At 73.1% G+C, this 17,138-nt stretch carries 16 protein-coding genes and 1 pseudogene; 3 read left to right on the top strand and 14 right to left on the bottom strand.

The genetic code is table 11. The features are described from left to right. Positions 1-15: 15 nt before the first annotated feature. A complete protein-coding gene (locus KM427_RS08725; protein WP_215526957.1) occupies positions 16-816 on the top strand; it encodes a ceramidase domain-containing protein in 801 nt (266 codons plus the stop codon). Here KM427_RS08725 and KM427_RS08720 read toward each other — a convergent pair. The 8 genes from KM427_RS08720 to KM427_RS08685 all read right to left on the bottom strand — a co-directional run bounded on the left by KM427_RS08720 (position 813) and on the right by KM427_RS08685 (position 9,507). After that, on the bottom strand, positions 813-2,081 hold the full coding sequence (locus tag KM427_RS08720; RefSeq protein ID WP_215526956.1) for an ion channel protein: 1,269 nt from the start codon (positions 2,079-2,081) through the stop codon (positions 813-815). The two genes, KM427_RS08725 and KM427_RS08720, sit on opposite strands and share 4 nt — an antisense overlap. Before the next feature lie 65 nt (positions 2,082-2,146). Continuing rightward, complete coding sequence (gene rodA / locus KM427_RS08715) at positions 2,147-3,340, bottom strand: rod shape-determining protein RodA (protein ID WP_215526955.1); 1,194 nt, start codon at positions 3,338-3,340, stop codon at positions 2,147-2,149. A 1-nt stretch (position 3,341) separates the two neighbouring features. Further along, positions 3,342-5,495 (bottom strand): penicillin-binding protein 2, encoded by a 2,154-nt coding sequence (gene mrdA / locus KM427_RS08710; RefSeq protein ID WP_215526954.1) that lies wholly within the window; start codon positions 5,493-5,495, stop codon positions 3,342-3,344. Continuing rightward, positions 5,495-6,007 (bottom strand): rod shape-determining protein MreD, encoded by a 513-nt coding sequence (gene mreD, locus KM427_RS08705; RefSeq protein WP_183590795.1) that lies wholly within the window; start codon positions 6,005-6,007, stop codon positions 5,495-5,497. The genes mrdA and mreD overlap by 1 nt, the downstream gene beginning before the upstream one ends. A gap of 7 nt (positions 6,008-6,014) precedes the next feature. Next, positions 6,015-6,914, bottom strand: coding sequence for a rod shape-determining protein MreC (gene mreC, locus KM427_RS08700; protein ID WP_215526953.1), 900 nt, complete (start codon positions 6,912-6,914; stop codon positions 6,015-6,017). Continuing rightward, the gene (locus tag KM427_RS08695) at positions 6,914-7,942 is read right to left on the bottom strand and encodes a rod shape-determining protein (RefSeq protein ID WP_183590797.1); all 1,029 of its coding nucleotides are present in this window, start codon (positions 7,940-7,942) and stop codon (positions 6,914-6,916) included. Before KM427_RS08695 ends, mreC begins: the two co-directional genes overlap by 1 nt. Positions 7,943-8,405: 463 nt before the next feature. Further along, positions 8,406-8,813 carry a nucleoside-diphosphate kinase gene (gene ndk / locus KM427_RS08690; protein WP_215526952.1) on the bottom strand — a complete coding sequence of 136 codons (408 nt, stop codon included), beginning with the start codon at positions 8,811-8,813 and terminating at the stop codon, positions 8,406-8,408. Between the two features lie 10 nt (positions 8,814-8,823). Continuing rightward, entirely contained in the window at positions 8,824-9,507 is a 684-nt protein-coding gene (locus tag KM427_RS08685; protein ID WP_252275198.1) for a pyridoxamine 5'-phosphate oxidase family protein, read from the bottom strand. A 70-nt stretch (positions 9,508-9,577) separates the two neighbouring features. Between KM427_RS08685 and KM427_RS08680 the strand changes: the two genes are divergently transcribed. Next, positions 9,578-10,921 carry an aminotransferase-like domain-containing protein gene (locus KM427_RS08680; protein WP_215526950.1) on the top strand — a complete coding sequence of 448 codons (1,344 nt, stop codon included), beginning with the start codon at positions 9,578-9,580 and terminating at the stop codon, positions 10,919-10,921. Here the strand turns inward: KM427_RS08680 and KM427_RS08675 are convergent. The 6 genes and pseudogenes from KM427_RS08675 to KM427_RS08660 all read right to left on the bottom strand — a co-directional run bounded on the left by KM427_RS08675 (position 10,910) and on the right by KM427_RS08660 (position 14,403). Then, on the bottom strand, positions 10,910-11,374 hold the full coding sequence (locus tag KM427_RS08675; protein ID WP_252275196.1) for a DUF4233 domain-containing protein: 465 nt from the start codon (positions 11,372-11,374) through the stop codon (positions 10,910-10,912). The genes KM427_RS08680 and KM427_RS08675 overlap by 12 nt on opposite strands. Then, on the bottom strand, positions 11,371-12,753 hold the full coding sequence (gene folC / locus KM427_RS08670) for a bifunctional tetrahydrofolate synthase/dihydrofolate synthase (RefSeq protein ID WP_183590801.1): 1,383 nt from the start codon (positions 12,751-12,753) through the stop codon (positions 11,371-11,373). Before folC ends, KM427_RS08675 begins: the two co-directional genes overlap by 4 nt. A gap of 54 nt (positions 12,754-12,807) precedes the next feature. Continuing rightward, complete coding sequence (locus KM427_RS08665) at positions 12,808-13,035, bottom strand: hypothetical protein (protein ID WP_215526949.1); 228 nt, start codon at positions 13,033-13,035, stop codon at positions 12,808-12,810. A 98-nt stretch (positions 13,036-13,133) separates the two neighbouring features. Further along, a pseudogene (locus KM427_RS25840) lies at positions 13,134-13,253 on the bottom strand (PIN domain-containing protein); the annotation flags it as partial. Further along, the gene (locus KM427_RS25890; protein WP_502887151.1) at positions 13,240-13,503 is read right to left on the bottom strand and encodes a FitA-like ribbon-helix-helix domain-containing protein; all 264 of its coding nucleotides are present in this window, start codon (positions 13,501-13,503) and stop codon (positions 13,240-13,242) included. The pseudogene KM427_RS25840 and the gene KM427_RS25890, both read right to left, overlap by 14 nt. Positions 13,504-13,515: 12 nt before the next feature. After that, a complete protein-coding gene (locus KM427_RS08660; protein ID WP_215526948.1) occupies positions 13,516-14,403 on the bottom strand; it encodes a GNAT family N-acetyltransferase in 888 nt (295 codons plus the stop codon). A gap of 78 nt (positions 14,404-14,481) precedes the next feature. Here KM427_RS08660 and valS point away from each other — a divergent pair, with 78 nt between their 5' ends. Continuing rightward, entirely contained in the window at positions 14,482-17,094 is a 2,613-nt protein-coding gene (gene valS, locus KM427_RS08655; RefSeq protein ID WP_215526947.1) for a valine--tRNA ligase, read from the top strand. The last annotated feature ends 44 nt before the right edge of the window (positions 17,095-17,138 follow it).

Here is a 17,138-nt window from a genome sequence, read left to right as displayed (position 1 = left end):
CCCGCGGCCCCGGCGATGTCCTCCCGGTCGCTGCGCCCGCTGGCGTACGCCGCGGCCACGGCGCTGCTCTCCACCGGGCTGCTCGCGCTGGCGATCGGGGCGGGCTGGCTCGGGCCCGACGTGGGGCGCGGTGCGAACTTCTGCGAGGCCACCCGCGGCGGGCCGGTACGGCAGCCGGCCAACTCCTTCTCCAACCTCGGGTTCGTGGTCGCCGGGCTGCTGATCGCGTGGCGGGCCGGGCGCCCCGACCGGCTGGGCGACGCGCTGCCCCGGTACGCCGGCCTGGCCACGGCGTACGCCTGCGTGGTGGTGCTCCTCGGGCCGGCCAGCGCCGCGATGCACGCCACCCAGTCGGAGCTGGGCGGTCGGCTCGACCTGCTGAGCATGTACCTGGTGGCCTCGTTCGCCGCGGCGTACGCCCTGATGCGGTGGACCGGGCCGCAGGGGCGGCTGTCCTTCTGGCTGGTGTTCGGCCTGCTCGTGGCCGGCTGCGAGCTGGTCGGGCTCTACGACGGCGAGGTGCCGGTCGTGACGTACGCCGGCAACCTCGCCTTCGCCGCGCTGCTGCTCCTGGCCGTGGTCGTCGAGGTCCGGCTCCGGCGCCGCCCCGGCGCGACCCGCACCGACCTGCGGTGGGGCGCGGCCGCGCTGGGCACGATCCTGCTCGCCTTCGCGATCTGGGTCACCAAGGCGCTGTGGTGCGACCCGCACTCCCTGGTCCAGGGGCACGCGGCCTGGCACCTGCTGGGCGCGGTGGCGGCGTACCTGCTCTTCCGCTTCTGGGCCAGCGAGCGGGCCGGCGACGAGACGGGCTAGGAGCCGGTGGGCTCCGGGATCGGGTCGGCGCGCAGCTCGTGCCGACCGGCGACGACCAGCCACACCGCCAGGGTGGCGATCAGCAGGACCGGGAGCAGCTCGATGTCGGGCACGACCGTCGCGGCGAGGAAGAGCGAGAGCCAGCCGCTGCGGGTCGCGGCGATGGTGATGCCGAGGACCCCGGCCGAGACCGCGACGGCCGGCGGCACGCTGTCGACGAACCCGACCACGGCCCAGCCCGCGACCACGCCGACGAACACCGCCGGGAAGATCCGGCCACCGCGGAAGCCGGACGCCGCGGCGACCAGCAGCGCCGCGAGCTTGACCACGACCATCAGGACGAGGTCGCCGTTGGAGTAGTCGGCGATGTCGGCCGAGACCGTCTTCATCTCCTCGAGGCCCTTGAAGAGCGTCTCGGGGCCGCCGAGGGCGCCCAGCCAGCCGAGCACGAAGCCGCCCACCGTCAGCATCACCACGGGGTTCCGGATCGACCGGAACACGCGGTGCAGCGGGGAGATGACGTACGACGCGGCGAGCCCCAGCAGCGCGGTCAGCAGCGCGACGGCGACCGCCCAGCCGACGTCGCCCAGGTGGAAGCCGTCGTAGCCGGGGATCTCCAGCCGCAGGTCCATGTCCGAGAGCGCCAGCATCGTCGCCGAGCCCGAGGCGGCGGCGACCAGGGGCGCGAAGAGCCGGTTCCACAGCGGGATCCGGGGGTCGCCGATCTGGGCCTCGGTGAGCATCAGGGCCGCGGCGACCGGCGTCCCGAACATCGCACCGATCGTCCCCGCGACGCTCCAGCTCAGCCAGGCCGGCACGGCGACCCGGGGCAGCAGCCGCATCCCGATGATGACGGTCAGCGACCCGTTGACGAGCATGATCGGGTTCTCGGGGCCGAGGCTGACGCCGCCGGCGAGCATCAGCACCAGCGCGAGGGCCAGGCCCGGCACCGCGAGGCCGGGCAGCGGCGCCGCCACCAGCTCCGCGCTGGCCGGATCGGGGCCGGCCCGACCGGGCGCGAAGCGCACCACGAGCCCGACGAGCAGGCCGGTGGTCGTCAGCACCACGACCATCCACCACCAGCGGTCGGGATCGACCCCGACCGCGTCGGGCAGGTCGTCCCAGACGAGGTCCTCGAGCAGCTCGGCCAGCAGCGAGAGCCCGAGCAGGCTCAGCCCGCAGCCGACGCCCACCAGGATCGCCGGCACGGTGAGCCGCAGCAGGTCGAGTCGACCCGGCAGCGGCGCCTCTGGGGCACTCGTCACCTGCAGCACGCTAGGGCGTCACCGCGCGCCGGCACTCACCCGACGCGGGTGAGTGCCAGCGGATCTCAGCGGGTCACGAGCACCCGCGTCGGGGCCAGCCGCGCGGCGGGTGCGGCCTGGGTGCGCAGATGGATGTTCTGGAGCAGGCCGACGGCCAACATCCCCGCGAACATCGAGCTGCCGCCGTACGACACGAACGGCAGTGGGACGCCGGTGACCGGCATGATGCCCAGGCACATGCCGATGTTCTGGAAGGCCTGGAAGGCGAACCAGCAGGCGATTCCGGACGCCGCGAGGCGGCCGAAGACGTCGTCGGTGCGCACCGCGATCGCCAGCGCCCGCCAGATCACCAGGGCGAGCAGCGCGACCAGCAGCCCGGCACCGACCAGCCCGAGCTCCTCCCCCGCGACGGTGAAGACGAAGTCGGTGTGCTGCTCGGGCACGAACCCGGCCCGGGTCTGGGTCCCGTCGAACAGGCCCGAGCCGAAGAGCCCGCCACTGCCGATCGCGATCCGCGCCTGCTCGACGTTGTAGCCGGCGCCGCGGGGATCGAGATCGGGGTTGGTGAAGGCCAGGAAACGGTCGAGCTGGTACTGCTTGAGGAAGCCGGCCGCCACCGCCGCGACCGCGGCGGTGACCCCGCCGGCGACGAGCAGCCCGAGCCAGCGTCGCGGTGCTCCGGAGACGGCGATCACGCCGACGACGGTCGCGGCGAGCACCAGCATCGTGCCGAGGTCGGGCTGGAGCAGGATCAGCGCCGCAGGGAGCGCGGCGATCGCCAGCATGCCCGCCACGTCGCCCACGCCCGCGCCCGCGGCGGCCACCCGCGACCGGCGTACGTCGGCGCGCTCGGCCACCCACAGCGCCATCCCGATCACCACCGCGAGCTTGGCGAACTCGGAGGGCTGGATCGACATCCCGCCGAGCTGGAGCCACGACTGCGAGCCGTTGACCGTGCTGCCCATCGTGAGCACCAGCACCAGTCCGGCGACCGAGGCGAGGTAGACCAGCGGGGCGACGATGCGCACCCACCGGTGGTCGGTCGCGAGGACGACCAGCATCAGCACGACGCCGATGACGATGTTGACCAGCTGCTTGCGCAGGTACGCCGTGGGGTCACCGCCGGTCAGGTCCTCGCGGTGGCTGGTGGCCGACCAGACGAGCAGCGTGCCGAGCGTGACGAGCGCCAGCACGGCGAGCATCAACACCCAGTCGAGGCGCGGAATCCGGAAGGCCGGTCGGGCGGTCGTCGTCGGCATCTCAGCCCTCCTTCCGCGGCGGCAGGATGGAGCCGTCCCGGGTGAACGTCGGCAGCCCCGCCGGCGGGGTGGTGCCCGGGATCGCGGCGCGGTCGGGCCGCACCGTCTCGCCCTCGATGCCGTAGAGCGTCTCCCAGATCCGGCGGATCGCCGGGCCCGACGTGCCGGAGCCGGTGCCGCCCTGGCTGACCATCATCACGACGACGTAGTCGTCGGAGTACGACGCGACCCACGACGTCGACTGCTTGCCGTAGACCTCGGCCGAGCCGGTCTTGGAGCGGACCGTGACCTGGTCGAGGGGGAAGCCACCCATCTTCCAGGCCATCGTCCCCTGCCGGGTCACGCCCTGGAGCGCCCGGTCGATGTAGCCGAGCACGGAGTCGGGCAGGCCGATCGTGCCGGTCTTCTTCGGCGGGATCTTCCGGACCACCTTGCCGTCGGCGCCGACAACCGCCTTGGCGATGCGCGGGGCGTAGAGGGTGCCGCCGTTGGCGAGCGCGGCGTACGCCCGCGCGAGCTGGAGCGGGGTGACGAGTGTGTCGCCCTGGCCGATCGCGAAGTTGACGGCGTCGCCGGCCCGGTAGGCGTAGCCCTCGGCGCAGAACTCCTGGGCGAAGAGGTAGACGAAGTCGCTGGTCTTCCCGTCCTGCGGCTTGTCGGCGATGCCGCAGTAGTAGTCCTTCATCGACTCGAAGTAGTCGCGCTTCCAGGCGCGGTCCGCGATCCGGCCGGAGGACTCGCCCGGCAGGTCGATGCCGGTCTCCTTGCCGAACCCGAAGGTCTTCGCCTCCGCGACCAGCGGGTCCTTGGCGTGCACGTCGGCGACGTCGGAGCCGTAACGCTGCCAGAAGTCGTAGCCGACCCGGTAGAAGAAGGTGTTGCAGGAGACCTCGAGCGCCTTGTCGAAGCCGATGTAGCCGTAGGCGCCGGACTCGTAGTTCTTGAAGTCGCGGTTGCCGACCCGGAAGGCCGACGAGCAGTTCAGCCGGGTGTCCGTCGAGAAGCCGTTGGTCAGCGCGCCGGCGGTCATGAACGGCTTCCAGGTCGAGCCCGGGGCGAACTGACCCTGGGTGGCGCGGCCCAGCAGCGGGTTGCCGGCCTCGTCGGCGTAGAGCCGGGCCAGCTCCTTCTTGCTGATGCCGCCGACCCAGGTCGCGGGGTCGTACGTCGGCTGGCTGGCCATCGCGACGACACGCCCCGTCCTCGCCTCCAGCACGACGGCCGCACCCGAGTCGGCCGCGTAGTTGCGGTTGGTCACCGGATCGTGGGTCGCCCGCGCGGTTCGGATCGTGTCGGCGAGCTGCCGCTCGACCACGCTCTGCACCTTCGCGTCGATGCTGGTCACCAGCGTGTCGCCGGGACGGCTCGCCACCTCGCCGTCGTCGCCGAGCACCCGACCCATCGAGTCGACGGCGACGCTCTTGTAGCCGGGCATCCCGCGCAGCCACCGGTCGTACTCCTGCTCGATGCCGGCACGGCCGACCACGGAGGAGCCGTTGACCGACGTGTCGGCGTCCTCGCGCGCGGTGTCGAGCTCGTCCTCGGTGATCGGACTCAGGTAGCCGAGCACGTGGGCCAGGTTGACGCCGAAGGGCCGCGGATAGGCGCGCACGCTCTGCTGCTCGGCCAGCACGCCCGGGAAGTCCTCGGGCTGCTCAAGCACCCGCAGCGCCACCGCCTTCGAGACATCGGAGGCCACGGGAACCGGCTGATACGGCGAGCCGTTCCAGCACACGCCGGTCACCGAGCCCTCGTCGCCGCAGGTGACCAATGACCTGCGGATCCGCGGCACGGGGACGTCGACCACCTCGGAGACCCGCTCGACGAGCAGGTCCTGCTGGTGCTCGGTGAGCTTGCCGAGCACGGTGCGGTCGACGGAGACGACCCACGAGGTGCGGTTGGCCACCAGCGGGCGGCCCTGGTCATCGACGATCAGGCCGCGCTGCGGCTGCACGACGATGTCGCGCACCGACTGCGAGGCGGCCTTCGCGTGGTAGCGCTCGCCGTCGACCACCTGGAGGTAGTAGAGCCGCGCGAACAAGGTCGCGAACAGGGAGAAGACCAGCACCTGGATCACGACCAGCCGCAGGCGGCCGGAGCGCTGTGCCTTGAGGTGCGGGGCCGGCGGATTCGGGGCCAACGGGCGTGGGGACATCAGGCGAGCGACCGGTCCGGCTCGAGGTGGCGGAACGTCGCCAGCACGGGCGGCAGCACGAGCGGCGTGAGCAGCACGTCCCACAGCACGCCGACCAGCACGATCTCGAGCAGCTCGGGGATGCCGGTCGCCGGGTCCTGGAGCAGCAGGCCGGAGAGCGCGAACACCGAAGTGCCGACGAACGACGAGGCAGCGACCGTCGCGAGCACCGTGCCCGGCGTCGGGCGGGCGTCGCGGCGCACCCGGCCCGCGACGTACCCGACGACGACCAGCGCGAGCGCCCAGCGGCCGGCGACGTGGTCGGCCGGCGGGGCGAGGTCGAGCGCGAGGCCCGCGGCGAAGCCGAGGACCGCCGCGAACTGCGGCCCGCGGGTCAGCGCGGCGCCGACCACGACGAGCAGCACCAGGTTGGGCACGATGCCGTCCCAGGCCAGGTGCGGGAAGAGCGAGACCTGGAGCACCAGGGCGACCACGACGGCCACCGCGGCGATGCCGGCTCGGGCGGCGCTCATGACCGGATCACCTCAGCCCCCCGTCCGCCTCGATCACGGCGCGGTCGCTGTCGGTGCCGGAGGGGACGACGACACCGACGAGGTCGAGCGCGCCGAAGTCGACGTACGGGTCGATGACGGCCCGCTGGGCGCTGTCGCGCACGCTGCTGAAGACGCTGGTGACGCGGCCGATGGGCACGCCGGAGACGTACGGGCCGGCGGCCTCGCTCCCCCACGTGACGACCGTGTCGCCCTTGCCCGGGACCGCGGCGCCGTCGACGAGCTCGAGGTCGAGCCGGCCGTCGCGGCCGAGCACGCCGCGGCCGTGGACGAAGCCGACGTCCATGCTCCGGCCGACCCGGCCGCCCACGACCGAGTCGGCGTCGACGATCAGCAGCACGGTGGCGGTGGTGCGGGTCACCCGCAGCACGCGGCCGACGAGCCCGTCGTTGTTGACCACGGTCAGGTCGGGGTGCAGGCCGGCGTTGGAGCCCGCGTCGATGGTGACGGTGCTCGAGAAGGACTGCGAGGGGCCGAGCCCGACCACCCGGGCCGGCACCAGCGAGTAGCCGATGCTGCGGGCGGCGGCGGTGAGGCCGTCGTACTCCTCGAGGCGGTTGCGGTTGTAGTCCTGGGTGGCCAGCTGCGAGCGCAGGTCGGAGTTCTCGGCCTGGAGGTCGAGGACGTCGCGCTGCAGGGAGTCCTTGGACCGGAACCACTCGGGCACCGCGGTGAGCGGTCGGACGGCGGCCGCGGTGGCGACCTCGACCGGGCCGAAGACCTCGCCGACGGCGCGGCGCACCGGGTCGACCGGCGACGACGTACGCGAGTCGAGGGTGATCAGCGTGAGGCAGGCCAGCACCAGCGCCACGAGCACGGACGTCTTCGGGCGGCCCCGGTCCGGGTCGCGGCCCCACCGGCGCGCCATCAGCCCCGCCTCCGGTCGCTGACCAGCACCTGCTGGAGCGCCTCGAACTCCTCCACACACTTGCCCGCGCCCATCGCCACCGACGACAGCGGGGCCTCGGCGACGTGCACCGGCATGCCGGTCTCGTGCCGCAGCCGCTCGTCGAGACCGCGCAGCAGCGCGCCGCCGCCGGTGAGCACGATGCCGCGGTCCATGATGTCGCCGGCCAGCTCGGGCGGCGTCTGGTCGAGGGTGGTGCGGACGGCGTCCACGATCGCGTGCAGCGGCTCCTCGAGCGCCTGGCGCACCTCGGCGCTGGAGACGGTGACGGTGCGGGGCAGGCCGGAGACCATGTCGCGGCCCCGGATCTCCGCCTCGGGCTCGTCGAGCATCGGGAACGCCGAGCCGAGGGTCATCTTGACCTCCTCGGCGGTGCGCTCGCCGAGCATCAGCGCGTGCTCCTTCTTCATCCAGGCCACGATCGCCTGGTCGAGGTCGTCGCCGGCGGTGCGGACGGAGAGGCTGGTGACGATGCCGCCGAGCGAGATCACGGCGACCTCGGTGGTGCCGCCGCCGACGTCGACGACCATGTTGCCGGTCGGCTGGTGCACCGGGAGCCCGGCGCCGATCGCGGCGGCCATCGGCTCCTCGACGATGTAGACCCGCCGGGCGCCGGCCTGGTAGCCCGCCTCCTTGACCGCGCGCTGCTCCACCGCGGTCACCCCGCTGGGCACGCAGATCACCATCCGCGGCTTCGCGAAGTACCGGCGGCGGTGCACCTGCTCAATGAAGTAGCGCAGCATCTGCTCGGTGGCCTCGAAGTCGGCGATCACGCCGTCCTTGAGCGGGCGGATCGCGACGATGCTGTCGGGCGTGCGCCCGATCATCCGCTTGGCCTCGTGGCCGACGGCGAGCACCTCCCCGGTGGCGTCGTTCAGCGCGACCACGCTGGGCTCGTCGAGCAGCACGCCGCGACCGCGCACGTAGACGAGGGTGTTGGCGGTGCCGAGGTCCACGGCCATGTCACGGCCGATGAAGCTGTTCGCCATGGGACAACCTGTCGCTGAAGTACCGCCCGACGTTCATGGGTGGTACTGGTGGGGAAGAAGTGACAACAGGTTAAGGACGCACGGCACGGCGCCACGGGAGGACACGCGGGGTGACCTGCGGAATCGCCGAGCTGGGTCGGCGGGCGCTGGGGTGTCCACGGCCTTCACCACCGGTTCACCGGCTGCCCGGGGAAACGACGAGACACGCCGATGCCCGGCCGGGGTGGTCAGGGAATGCGAGCGCGACACGCCGGGGAACGACGGCGTGTCGTGCTCGTTCTGCCTGACCACCTCCGCGGCGCGACGTCCAGTGCTCGTCGGCCGTCGTGCGGGCCGGTCAGCCCCCGTTGCCGCCCGTACGGCGCCCGTGGCGTCGGATGTCAGGTCCGTATGTCAGTCCGGGTGCCGGCTCGGCCTTTCTCGTTTCCCCGGCTGCCCGGGGAAACGAGCACGACACGCCGTCTCAGAGGCGGGGGAACCAGATCCCGATCTCGCGCGCGGCGGACTCGGGCGAGTCGGAGGCGTGCACGAGGTTCTCGCGGTTGGACAGCGAGAGGTCGCCGCGGATGGTGCCGGCGGGGGCCTGGCGACCGTCGGTCGGGCCGATCAGGGTGCGCACGACCGGGATCGCCTCCTCGCCCTCGACCACCAGGGCGACCAACGGGCCACTGGTGATGAACGCGCGCAGCGGCGGGTAGAAGTCCCGCTCGACGTGCTCGGCGTAGTGCTGGTCGGCCTGCTCCCCGGTGATGGTGCGCAGCTGCATCTCGACCAGGGACAGCCCCTTGGCCTCGAAGCGGCCGAGGATCTGGCCGACCAGGCCGCGGCGGACCGCGTCGGGCTTGAGCAGGACGAGCGTGCGCTGGGTCATACCGAGGACCCTATAGAGCAGCGGCCCGCGCCCTGACGTCGGCCGGGACCGGCACGTCGGCGTCGATGTCCGAGACCGCCGCACCGACGACCCGGCGCACCGGGATGTGCCCGCCCCAGATGCCGGCCGCGACGTCCTCGGGGTCGTCGACCGGGCCGCCGGCACGGGCCTTCATCGACGCCTCGAGCAGCGGTACGGCGAGCACCGCGGTCGCCGCGAGCTCCTTGCGGGTCGAGGCGCGCAGCGTCGCCGACCGGCCCGGGACCATGTGGTCGACGATCAGGTCGAGCGCGTGCCGGCACTCGGCGGGGTCGTCGACCGCGCGGGCGGTGCCGATCACCACGGCGGACCGGTAGTTCATCGAGTGGTGGAAGGCCGAGCGGGCCGTCACCAGCCCGTCGAGCTCGGTGATCGTGACGCAGACCGTCGCGTCGGTCGCCGCCCGCAGCCAGCCCGCGGCCACCGATCCGTGCAGGTAGAGCGTGCCGCCCGCGTCGGGGCCGTCGAGGTCCACGGCGTACGCCGTGGGCAGCACCAGCGGGTGGCTGTGCCCGTCCCGGGTCACGGTCACGCCCAGGTGCGCGACCAGCGCGTCGGCCAGCAGCTCGTGCAGCGCGGCGCGGTCCTCGACCATCCGGTTGCGGCCGCGGCCGACGGTAGTGCGGGGCGTCGGGGAGAGCGGCGTCGTCGTCACGGGTACTAGCCTGGCCGAGAAGTGGCCTGCATACACGGGCCAATTCGGCATCAGTTCGACAGGACACTGTATGACGACCCCGCCTCCCTCCCTGGCCCTCTCCCTCGACCGGTCCGCGCCCGGACCGCTCGGCCTGCAGCTCTCCGGCCGGATCCGTGAGCTGGTCCTCGACGGCACCCTCGGCCGCGGCGCCCGGCTCCCCAGCAGCCGGGCGCTGGCGGCCGACCTCGGCGTGAGCCGATCGGTCACCGAGCAGGCCTACGAGCAGCTGCTCGCCGAGGGCTGGCTGGAGTCGCGCCGCGGCTCGGGCACCTACGTCGCGGCCGGCGGTGCCGCCCGGGCCGTCGCGCCGGCCGTGCGGCGGGCGCCCGCCGAGCGGTCCCTGGTGCGGCTCGACGCCGGCACCCCCTGGATCGACCCCCGACACGCCGCCGGCTGGCGGCGCGCCTGGCGCGAGGTCTCGACGGCCCGGCCGCCGCGGGGGTACGACGACCCACGCGGCCTCCCGGAGCTGCGGGCGCTGCTGGCCGACCGGATCACCCGCACCCGCGGGGTCCCCGTGCAGGCCGACGAGATCGTGGTCACCAACGGCACCACGGACGGGCTGCGCCACCTGCTCACCGTGCTGCCGCCCGCCCCGGTCGCGATCGAGGACCCCGGCTACCGGGCCGCCGCGGAGACCGTCCTCGGGCTCGGCCGCGCGGTGCGGGACCTGCCGGTGCCCGGCACCGTGACGCCGGGCCACCTCGACGGGTGCGCCGCGGCGTACGTGACGCCCGCCCACCAGCACCCGCTCGGCCGGGTGCTGTCCGGCCCGGACCGGGTGGCGCTGCTCGACGCCGCCCGGGCGGCCGGAGCGGTCGTGGTCGAGGACGACTACGACTCGGAGTTCCGCTACGACGTCGCGCCGGTGCCGGCGCTGGCCAGCCTCGACCGCTCGCGGGTCGCCTACCTCGGCACCGCCGCCAAGTCGGTCGCGCCGTCGCTGCGGCTCGGGTGGGTGGTGCCACCGCCCGACCTGCTCGACCGGCTCAACGCGCGCCGGGTGATCACCCACGAGGGCGCCCCGTGGCCGGTGCAGCGGGCCTACCTCGCGCTGCTGCGCGACGGGTACGTCGACAAGGTGGTGCGCACCGCGCGCCGGGTCTACGCCGAGCGCGCGCCCCGGGTGGCGGCCGCGCTCGCGCCGTACGCCGAGCTGGCCGGGCCGCTGGCGGGCATGTACTCCACCTGGCTGCTCCCCGAGGCCGACGCGCTGCGCGCCCGGGAGGCCGGCCGACGGGCGGGGTTCGAGGTCAACCTGCTCTCGGACTACTGCCGCTCGGCCCGGCTGACCGGCCTGGTCGTCGGCTTCGGCGGCGTCACCGACGACGAGCTGGACCGCGCACTCGCGGCGCTGACCTCAGGCCTCTGAGGCCGCCTCGTCGCCACCGGCCCCGTCGCGCGTCGCGCGGGCCGCGTCGTACGCCGCGTAGGCCGCGGCCCGCTCCCGCTCGATCCGGCGCCCCAGCAGGTACGCCGAGCCCCACAGCAGGGCGAAGATCGCACCCAGCACGAACATCATCGGGATCACGAAGCCCAGGCCGATCGCGGCCACCTGGATCACCCAGCCCAGGCCGTAGGCCCACTCGGCGCGCAGCAGGCCGGCCAGCAGCAGGCAGGCCAGGGCCAGGCCGAGGCCGACGGCCAGCGCGCGTCCGGTCTCGACGTCGGCGACCGTGATCAGCACCGGCGTGGTGAGCCCGAGGGTGATCGCCTCGAGGCTCAGCACCGCCGCGCACATGCCGCGGCGCGGCGACCGCTCGCGCTCGTCCGGCGGGGTCGGGACCGCGCGAGCGGGGGTCTCGATGGGCTCGCTGTCGTTCATCGGCGTCCTCCCCGGGGACGGACCAGCAGGCTGCGCGCCTCGCCGACGGTGACGACCGATCCGGTGACCAGCACCGCGCCGGACCCGACCGAGACGCTCGCAGCCGCGCCGGCCTCGGCGAGGGCGGCGGCCTGGTCGATGGCGTCGGCGAGCCGGGGCGCCACGGTGACCCGGTGCTCGCCGAAGATCTCGCGCGCCGCCCGGGCCAGACGCTCGGCGGACATCGCGCGGTCGGTGGAGTTCTGGGTGCACACGACGTGGGCCAGGTGCGGCTCCAGGGCGGCCAGCAGGCCGTCGGCGTCCTTGTCGGTCATCACGCCGATCACGCCGACGAGCGGGTCGAAGGTGAAGGAGTCCTCGAGCGCCGCGCCCACGGCCTCCGCGCCATGAGGGTTGTGGGCGGCGTCGAGCACGATCGTGGGGCTGCGGCGGACGATCTCGAGGCGTCCCGGCGAGGTCACCTCGGCGAACGCCGCGCGCACCACCTCGTCGTCCAGCGGCCGGCCCTGCTCGGCATCGCCGAGGAACGCCTCGACGGCGGCCAGCGCGACGGCGGCGTTCTGCGCCTGGTGGGCGCCGTAGAGCGGCAGGAAGACCTCGTCGTACCGCGCCCGCAGCCCCTGCAGCGAGACCACCTGTCCGCCGACCGCGGGCACCCGGGAGACCACGCCGAACTCCAGGCCCTCCCGAGCCACCGTGGCGCCGACCTCCGCCGCGCGCTCCAGCAGCACCCCGGCCACGTCGGGCTCCTGCTGGGCGAGGACCGCGGTGGATCCCGGCTTGATGATCCCGGCCTTCTCGACCGCGATCTCGGCGGCCGTCTCACCGAGGTAGCGGGCGTGGTCGACCGCGACGGGCAGCACCACGGCCACCTGGGCGTCGGCGACGTTCGTGGCGTCCCAGGAGCCGCCCATGCCGACCTCGACGACCGCCACGTCCACCGGCGCGTCGGCGAACGCGGCGTACGCCATGCCGACCACGGTCTCGAAGAACGACAGCGGGTGGTCCTCGCTGACGTCGACGAGGTGGGTGTACGGCGCGACGTCGTTGAACGCGCGCACGAACTCCTCGTCGGTCAGCGGCTCGCCGTCGATCGAGATCCGCTCCGACATCCGCTCGACGTGCGGGCTGGTGAACCGGCCGGTGCGCAGGTCGAGCGCCCGCAGCAGCGTGTCGATCATCCGCGACGTGGAGGTCTTGCCGTTGGTGCCGGTCAGGTGGATCACCGGGTAGGCGCGCTGGGGGTCGCCGAGCAGCTCGGCGAAGGCGTGGATCCGGTCCAGGGACGGCTCGAGCTTGGTCTCCGGCCAGCGGGACAGCAGCGCGTCCTCGACCTCTTCGTAGGTCTCGGCGAGTCGGGGTGCGGGTACGTCGGTCATCTCGCCGACGAGTCTAGAGAGTTCCCTCGGCCCCGATCGGATCGAGGCCGGGTGCTACGGAGCCAGCGGCTCGATCTCGATCAGGTCTGCGAAGCGCTCGAAGTGACGGCCATGGTCGGTGACGATCACCGCAGCGTGGTTCTCGAGGGCGACCGCCACCAGGTTGGCATCGTGCACCTGCTTGCCGGCCACAGCGCCGTGACGGACCATCTCGACCAGACGACGCGTGGACCCTTCGGTGGCATGCAGCGTCTCGACACCGTCCAGAAGGTCCTCCAGCACCGCGACAGCGCGCGGGCCGGGAGGCCCAGCCCGTTCGACGCGACCGGTCGCGTCGCAGCAGTCAGGAACTCGCGCACCGACTGGTCACCGATCGCGAGCGCGCGCTCGTCCTGCTCCAGCAGGCGAACTGCCGCCCGATGGGCCGTTCGTGACCGATCCAGTGCCGCGACCAGGACGTTGGTGTCCAGCAGCACCCACTCCGTGCTATCGATCGCCATCGCCGGCGGGGACGTCTGAGCCGTCTGAGTCGTCCGGGTAGTAGTCCTCGCGGTTGAACGGCTCGGTGCGCCCCGTGTCGACCGTGATCAGGTTGAGCGGTCCACGACGGCGACGCCGCCGAGGCTGCGTGGCCGCGTCATCGAGGACGAGCCTGAGCTCGGCCTCGAGCGAACGACCGTGGGAGCTCGCTCGAGCCTTCAGCCGAGCGACCGTCTCCTCGGAGACGTTGCGGATGTGAAGGGCGGGCACGAAGCAATGCTGCTAGCAGATCACCAGGTTCACCATGTCCACGACGGGCCGGTAGCCGATCGCCTCGTAGACGTGGTTGGAGACCGGGTTGGCCTGGTCGGTGAACAGGCAGCAGCGGATCCCCCGGGCGACGTACTGCGCCGAGACCTGCGCCACCGCGCGGCCGGCGTAGCCCCGGCCGCGCAGCTCGCGAGGCGTGTAGACCGGGCCGATCCGGGTCACGCCGTTCGCGGGCAGGTTGGCGGCGGTCAGGTGCACCGGCGTGCCGTGCTCGTCCTCCCAGAGCCACACGATGCCGTCGTCGATGCGCGCCAGCATGTCGTCGATCGTGAAGGACTCCGCGGCGTTGCCGTGCGGCTCGGTGCGACCGGCCTGCTCGGCCGCGGCCCGACCGAAGTCCCGGAACCAGGCCAGGCAGAGCTCGGCGTCGCCGCGGGTCGCGGCCCGGAGCCGCCCCGCCGGGGCGTCGGGCAGCGCCAGGTCGCCGAGCTCGAAGAGCCGCAGGTGCTCGTGCACGCTCACCGCTCCCCCGGCCAGGCGCACGGTCTCGTCGGCGACCACCTGGGCGGCCGGTAGCGCGCCGTTGACGCCGCGGACCTCCTCACCGCGCTCGTGCAGCGCCCGGGCGAGCGCCACGGCGGCGGCGTCGGGCATCGGCAGCACGTAGAGCGGGTAGGGCGCGAACGGCGCCGTACGCATCGCCACGCCGGCCACCGCCCCGGCCCCGTCACGCGCGATCGCCCACCATCGGTACGGCGGCTCCGCGGTGTCGCCGCCCTGCGCCAGCCGTGCCGTCACGGTCGCGATCACGGTCGTGAGCACCGGCTCGGCGGCCAGGTGCGCGTCCGTCTCGGCCAGGAACCTCGCGGGGTCGCCGGTGAGCTCGATGCTGGAGGACATGACGGAAGTCAGCCAGCCGGGTGCCCACCCCCACAACCGGTTTCTCCGGTTGCCGTCGCGCGCCCTAGGATTTCGACCATGACCGAGACACAGAGCCAGGCCCCGGAGACGACCAGCGCAGATCCTCGCGCCGTCGTCGTACCCGACAAGCCTGCGCTCGAGGGTCTCGAGGCCACCTGGAGCGAGCGCTGGAAGGCGCAGGACACCTACGCCTTCGACCGCACCCAGCCGCGCGAGAACGTCTACTCGATCGACACGCCGCCGCCGACCGTGAGCGGCAGCCTGCACGTGGGACACGTGTTCTCCTACACCCACACCGACCTGGTCGCGCGCTTCCAGCGGATGCGCGGCAAGTCGGTCTTCTACCCGATGGGCTGGGACGACAACGGCCTGCCGACCGAGCGCCGGGTGCAGAACTACTTCGGCGTGCGCTGCGACCCCTCGCTCCCCTACGACCCCGACTTCACCCCGCCGGAGAAGCCGGACCCGAAGCGGCAGATCCCGATCAGCCGGCCCAACTTCATCGGGTTGTGCGAGCGGCTGGTCATCGAGGACGAGAAGGTCTTCGAGCAGCTGTGGCGCACCCTCGGGCTCTCGGTCGACTGGAAGCAGCACTACACGACGATCGGCGCGAAGGCGCAGGCCGCCAGCCAGCGCGCGTTCCTGCGCAACTACGCCCGCGGCGAGGCCTACCTGCAGGAGGCGCCGACGCTCTGGGACGTCACCTTCCAGACCGCGGTCGCGCAGGCCGAGCTCGAGGCGCGCGAGTACGCCGGCGCGTACCACCGAGTGGCCTTCCACCGGCCGGACGGCTCCGCCGTCCACATCGAGACCACGCGTCCCGAGCTGATCCCCTCGGTCGTCGCGCTGATCGCGCACCCCGACGACGAGCGCTACCAGTCGCTCTTCGGTACCACGGTCACCTCGCCGGTCTTCGGCGTGCCGATCCCGGTGCTGGCCCACCCGGCCGCCGAGATGGACAAGGGCGCCGGCATCGCGATGTGCTGCACGTTCGGCGACCTCACCGACGTGCAGTGGTGGCGCGAGCTGGCGCTGCCCGTGCGCACGCTGATCGGCCGCGACGGCCGGATGTCCCGCGAGACGCCCGAGTGGCTCGCGCACGAGCCCGCGGCCACGGCGTACGAGCAGCTCAAGGGGAAGACCGCCTTCTCGGCCCGCGAGGCCGTGGTCGGCATGCTCCGCGAGTCGGGCGACCTCGACGGCGACCCGAAGCCGACCACCCGGATGACGAACTTCTACGAGCGCGGCGACAAGCCGCTGGAGATCGTCGCCACCCGCCAGTGGTACATCCGCAACGGCGGCCGCGACGCGGCCCTGCGCAAGGAGCTGGTGGAGGACGGCGGCCGGATCGTCTGGATCCCGGCCCACATGCAGCACCGCTACGACAACTGGGTCGGCGGCCTGAACGGCGACTGGCTGATCTCGCGCCAGCGCTTCTTCGGCATCCCCTTCCCGGTCTGGTACCCCCTCGACGCCGAGGGCGAGCCCGACTACGACCACCCGCTCCTCCCCCGCGAGGAGGACCTGCCGCTCGACCCGTCCACGGTCGCGCCGGCCGGCTACGCCGAGGACCAGCGCGGCAAGCCCGGCGGCTTCGTCGGCGACCCCGACGTGATGGACACCTGGGCGACCTCGTCGCTGACCCCACACATCGCGGGCGGCTGGGAGAGCGACCCCGACCTGTTCGACCGGGTCTTCCCGATGGACCTGTGCACCCAGGGCCACGACATCATCCGCACCTGGCTCTTCGGCCGGGTCGTGCGCGCGCACTTCGAGAACCACCAGGTGCCGTGGTCGCACGCGATGCTCTCCGGCTGGATCCTCGACCCGGACCGCAAGAAGATGTCGAAGTCCAAGGGCAACGTCGTGGTCCCGACCGAGATCCTCGAGCGCTTCGGCGCCGACGCCGTCCGCTGGCGCGCCGCCATGGCGCGCCCCGGCCTGGACTCGCCGTTCGACGAGAGCCAGATGAAGGTCGGCCGTCGGCTCGCGATGAAGGTGCTCAACGCCTCCAAGTTCGTCCTCGGCGGCGTGGGCGCGACCGGCGTGAACCCGTTCGAGGTCTCGGAGCCGGTCGACTGCGCCCTCCTCGGCCGGCTCGCGAACGTCGTCACCGCCGCGACCGACGCGTTCGAGGCCTACGACTACACGACCGCCCTCGAGACCGCCGAGAAGTTCTTCTGGGAGTTCTGCGACGACTACCTCGAGCTGGTCAAGGAGCGCGCGTACGCCGACGACGGCGCCGCCACGGTGTCGGCGAAGGCGACGCTGGCGATCGCCCTCGACGTGCAGCTGCGGCTGCTCGCGCCGTTCCTGCCCTACGTGACCGAGGAGGTCTGGTCGTGGTGGCAGGAGGGCTCGATCCACCTGGCGTCCTGGCCGACGGTCTCCGAGCTCGGCTCGGCCGCCGCCAGTGACCCGGTGACGCTGGACGCCGTCGCGGCGGCCCTGATCGGTATCCGCGGCGCCAAGTCCAACGCCAAGGTGTCGATGCGGGCCGAGCTGGCGCGGGTGGTGATCCGGGGGCCCGAGGCGCTGGTCACCGCCGCCGAGCAGGCCGCCGACGACCTGCGCAAGACCGGCCGCGTGGTCGGCGACCTGGTCTTCACCGTCGACCCGAACGCCACCGAGATCACCGTCGAGGCGGAACTGGCCCCGGTCGAGGGCTGACCTCGGCCGGCCTCGGTCGGCCGGGGTCGGTCACCCGGGGTCCG

It is taken from the genome of Nocardioides sp. LMS-CY, assembly GCF_018732145.1.
GTDB classification, from domain to species: domain Bacteria; phylum Actinomycetota; class Actinomycetes; order Propionibacteriales; family Nocardioidaceae; genus Nocardioides; species Nocardioides soli.
Note: the sequence above shows the minus strand (reverse complement) of the source record. Positions and strands in the feature narration are given on the sequence as shown.

What these genes read in the sequence shown, in the direction of transcription:
- KM427_RS08725 (WP_215526957.1), top strand. Translation starts at nt 16, where the DNA reads ATGTCCTCCCGGTCGCTGCGCCCGCTGGCGTACGCCGCGGCCACGGCG.
- rodA (WP_215526955.1), bottom strand. Translation starts at nt 3,340, where the DNA reads ATGCCGACGACGACCGCCCGACCGGCCTTCCGGATTCCGCGCCTCGAC.
- mrdA (WP_215526954.1), bottom strand. Translation starts at nt 5,495, where the DNA reads ATGTCCCCACGCCCGTTGGCCCCGAATCCGCCGGCCCCGCACCTCAAG.
- mreD (WP_183590795.1), bottom strand. Translation starts at nt 6,007, where the DNA reads ATGAGCGCCGCCCGAGCCGGCATCGCCGCGGTGGCCGTCGTGGTCGCC.
- mreC (WP_215526953.1), bottom strand. Translation starts at nt 6,914, where the DNA reads ATGGCGCGCCGGTGGGGCCGCGACCCGGACCGGGGCCGCCCGAAGACG.
- KM427_RS08695 (WP_183590797.1), bottom strand. Translation starts at nt 7,942, where the DNA reads ATGGCGAACAGCTTCATCGGCCGTGACATGGCCGTGGACCTCGGCACC.
- ndk (WP_215526952.1), bottom strand. Translation starts at nt 8,813, where the DNA reads ATGACCCAGCGCACGCTCGTCCTGCTCAAGCCCGACGCGGTCCGCCGC.
- KM427_RS08680 (WP_215526950.1), top strand. Translation starts at nt 9,578, where the DNA reads ATGACGACCCCGCCTCCCTCCCTGGCCCTCTCCCTCGACCGGTCCGCG.
- KM427_RS08675 (WP_252275196.1), bottom strand. Translation starts at nt 11,374, where the DNA reads ATGAACGACAGCGAGCCCATCGAGACCCCCGCTCGCGCGGTCCCGACC.
- folC (WP_183590801.1), bottom strand. Translation starts at nt 12,753, where the DNA reads ATGACCGACGTACCCGCACCCCGACTCGCCGAGACCTACGAAGAGGTC.
- KM427_RS08660 (WP_215526948.1), bottom strand. Translation starts at nt 14,403, where the DNA reads ATGTCCTCCAGCATCGAGCTCACCGGCGACCCCGCGAGGTTCCTGGCC.
- valS (WP_215526947.1), top strand. Translation starts at nt 14,482, where the DNA reads ATGACCGAGACACAGAGCCAGGCCCCGGAGACGACCAGCGCAGATCCT.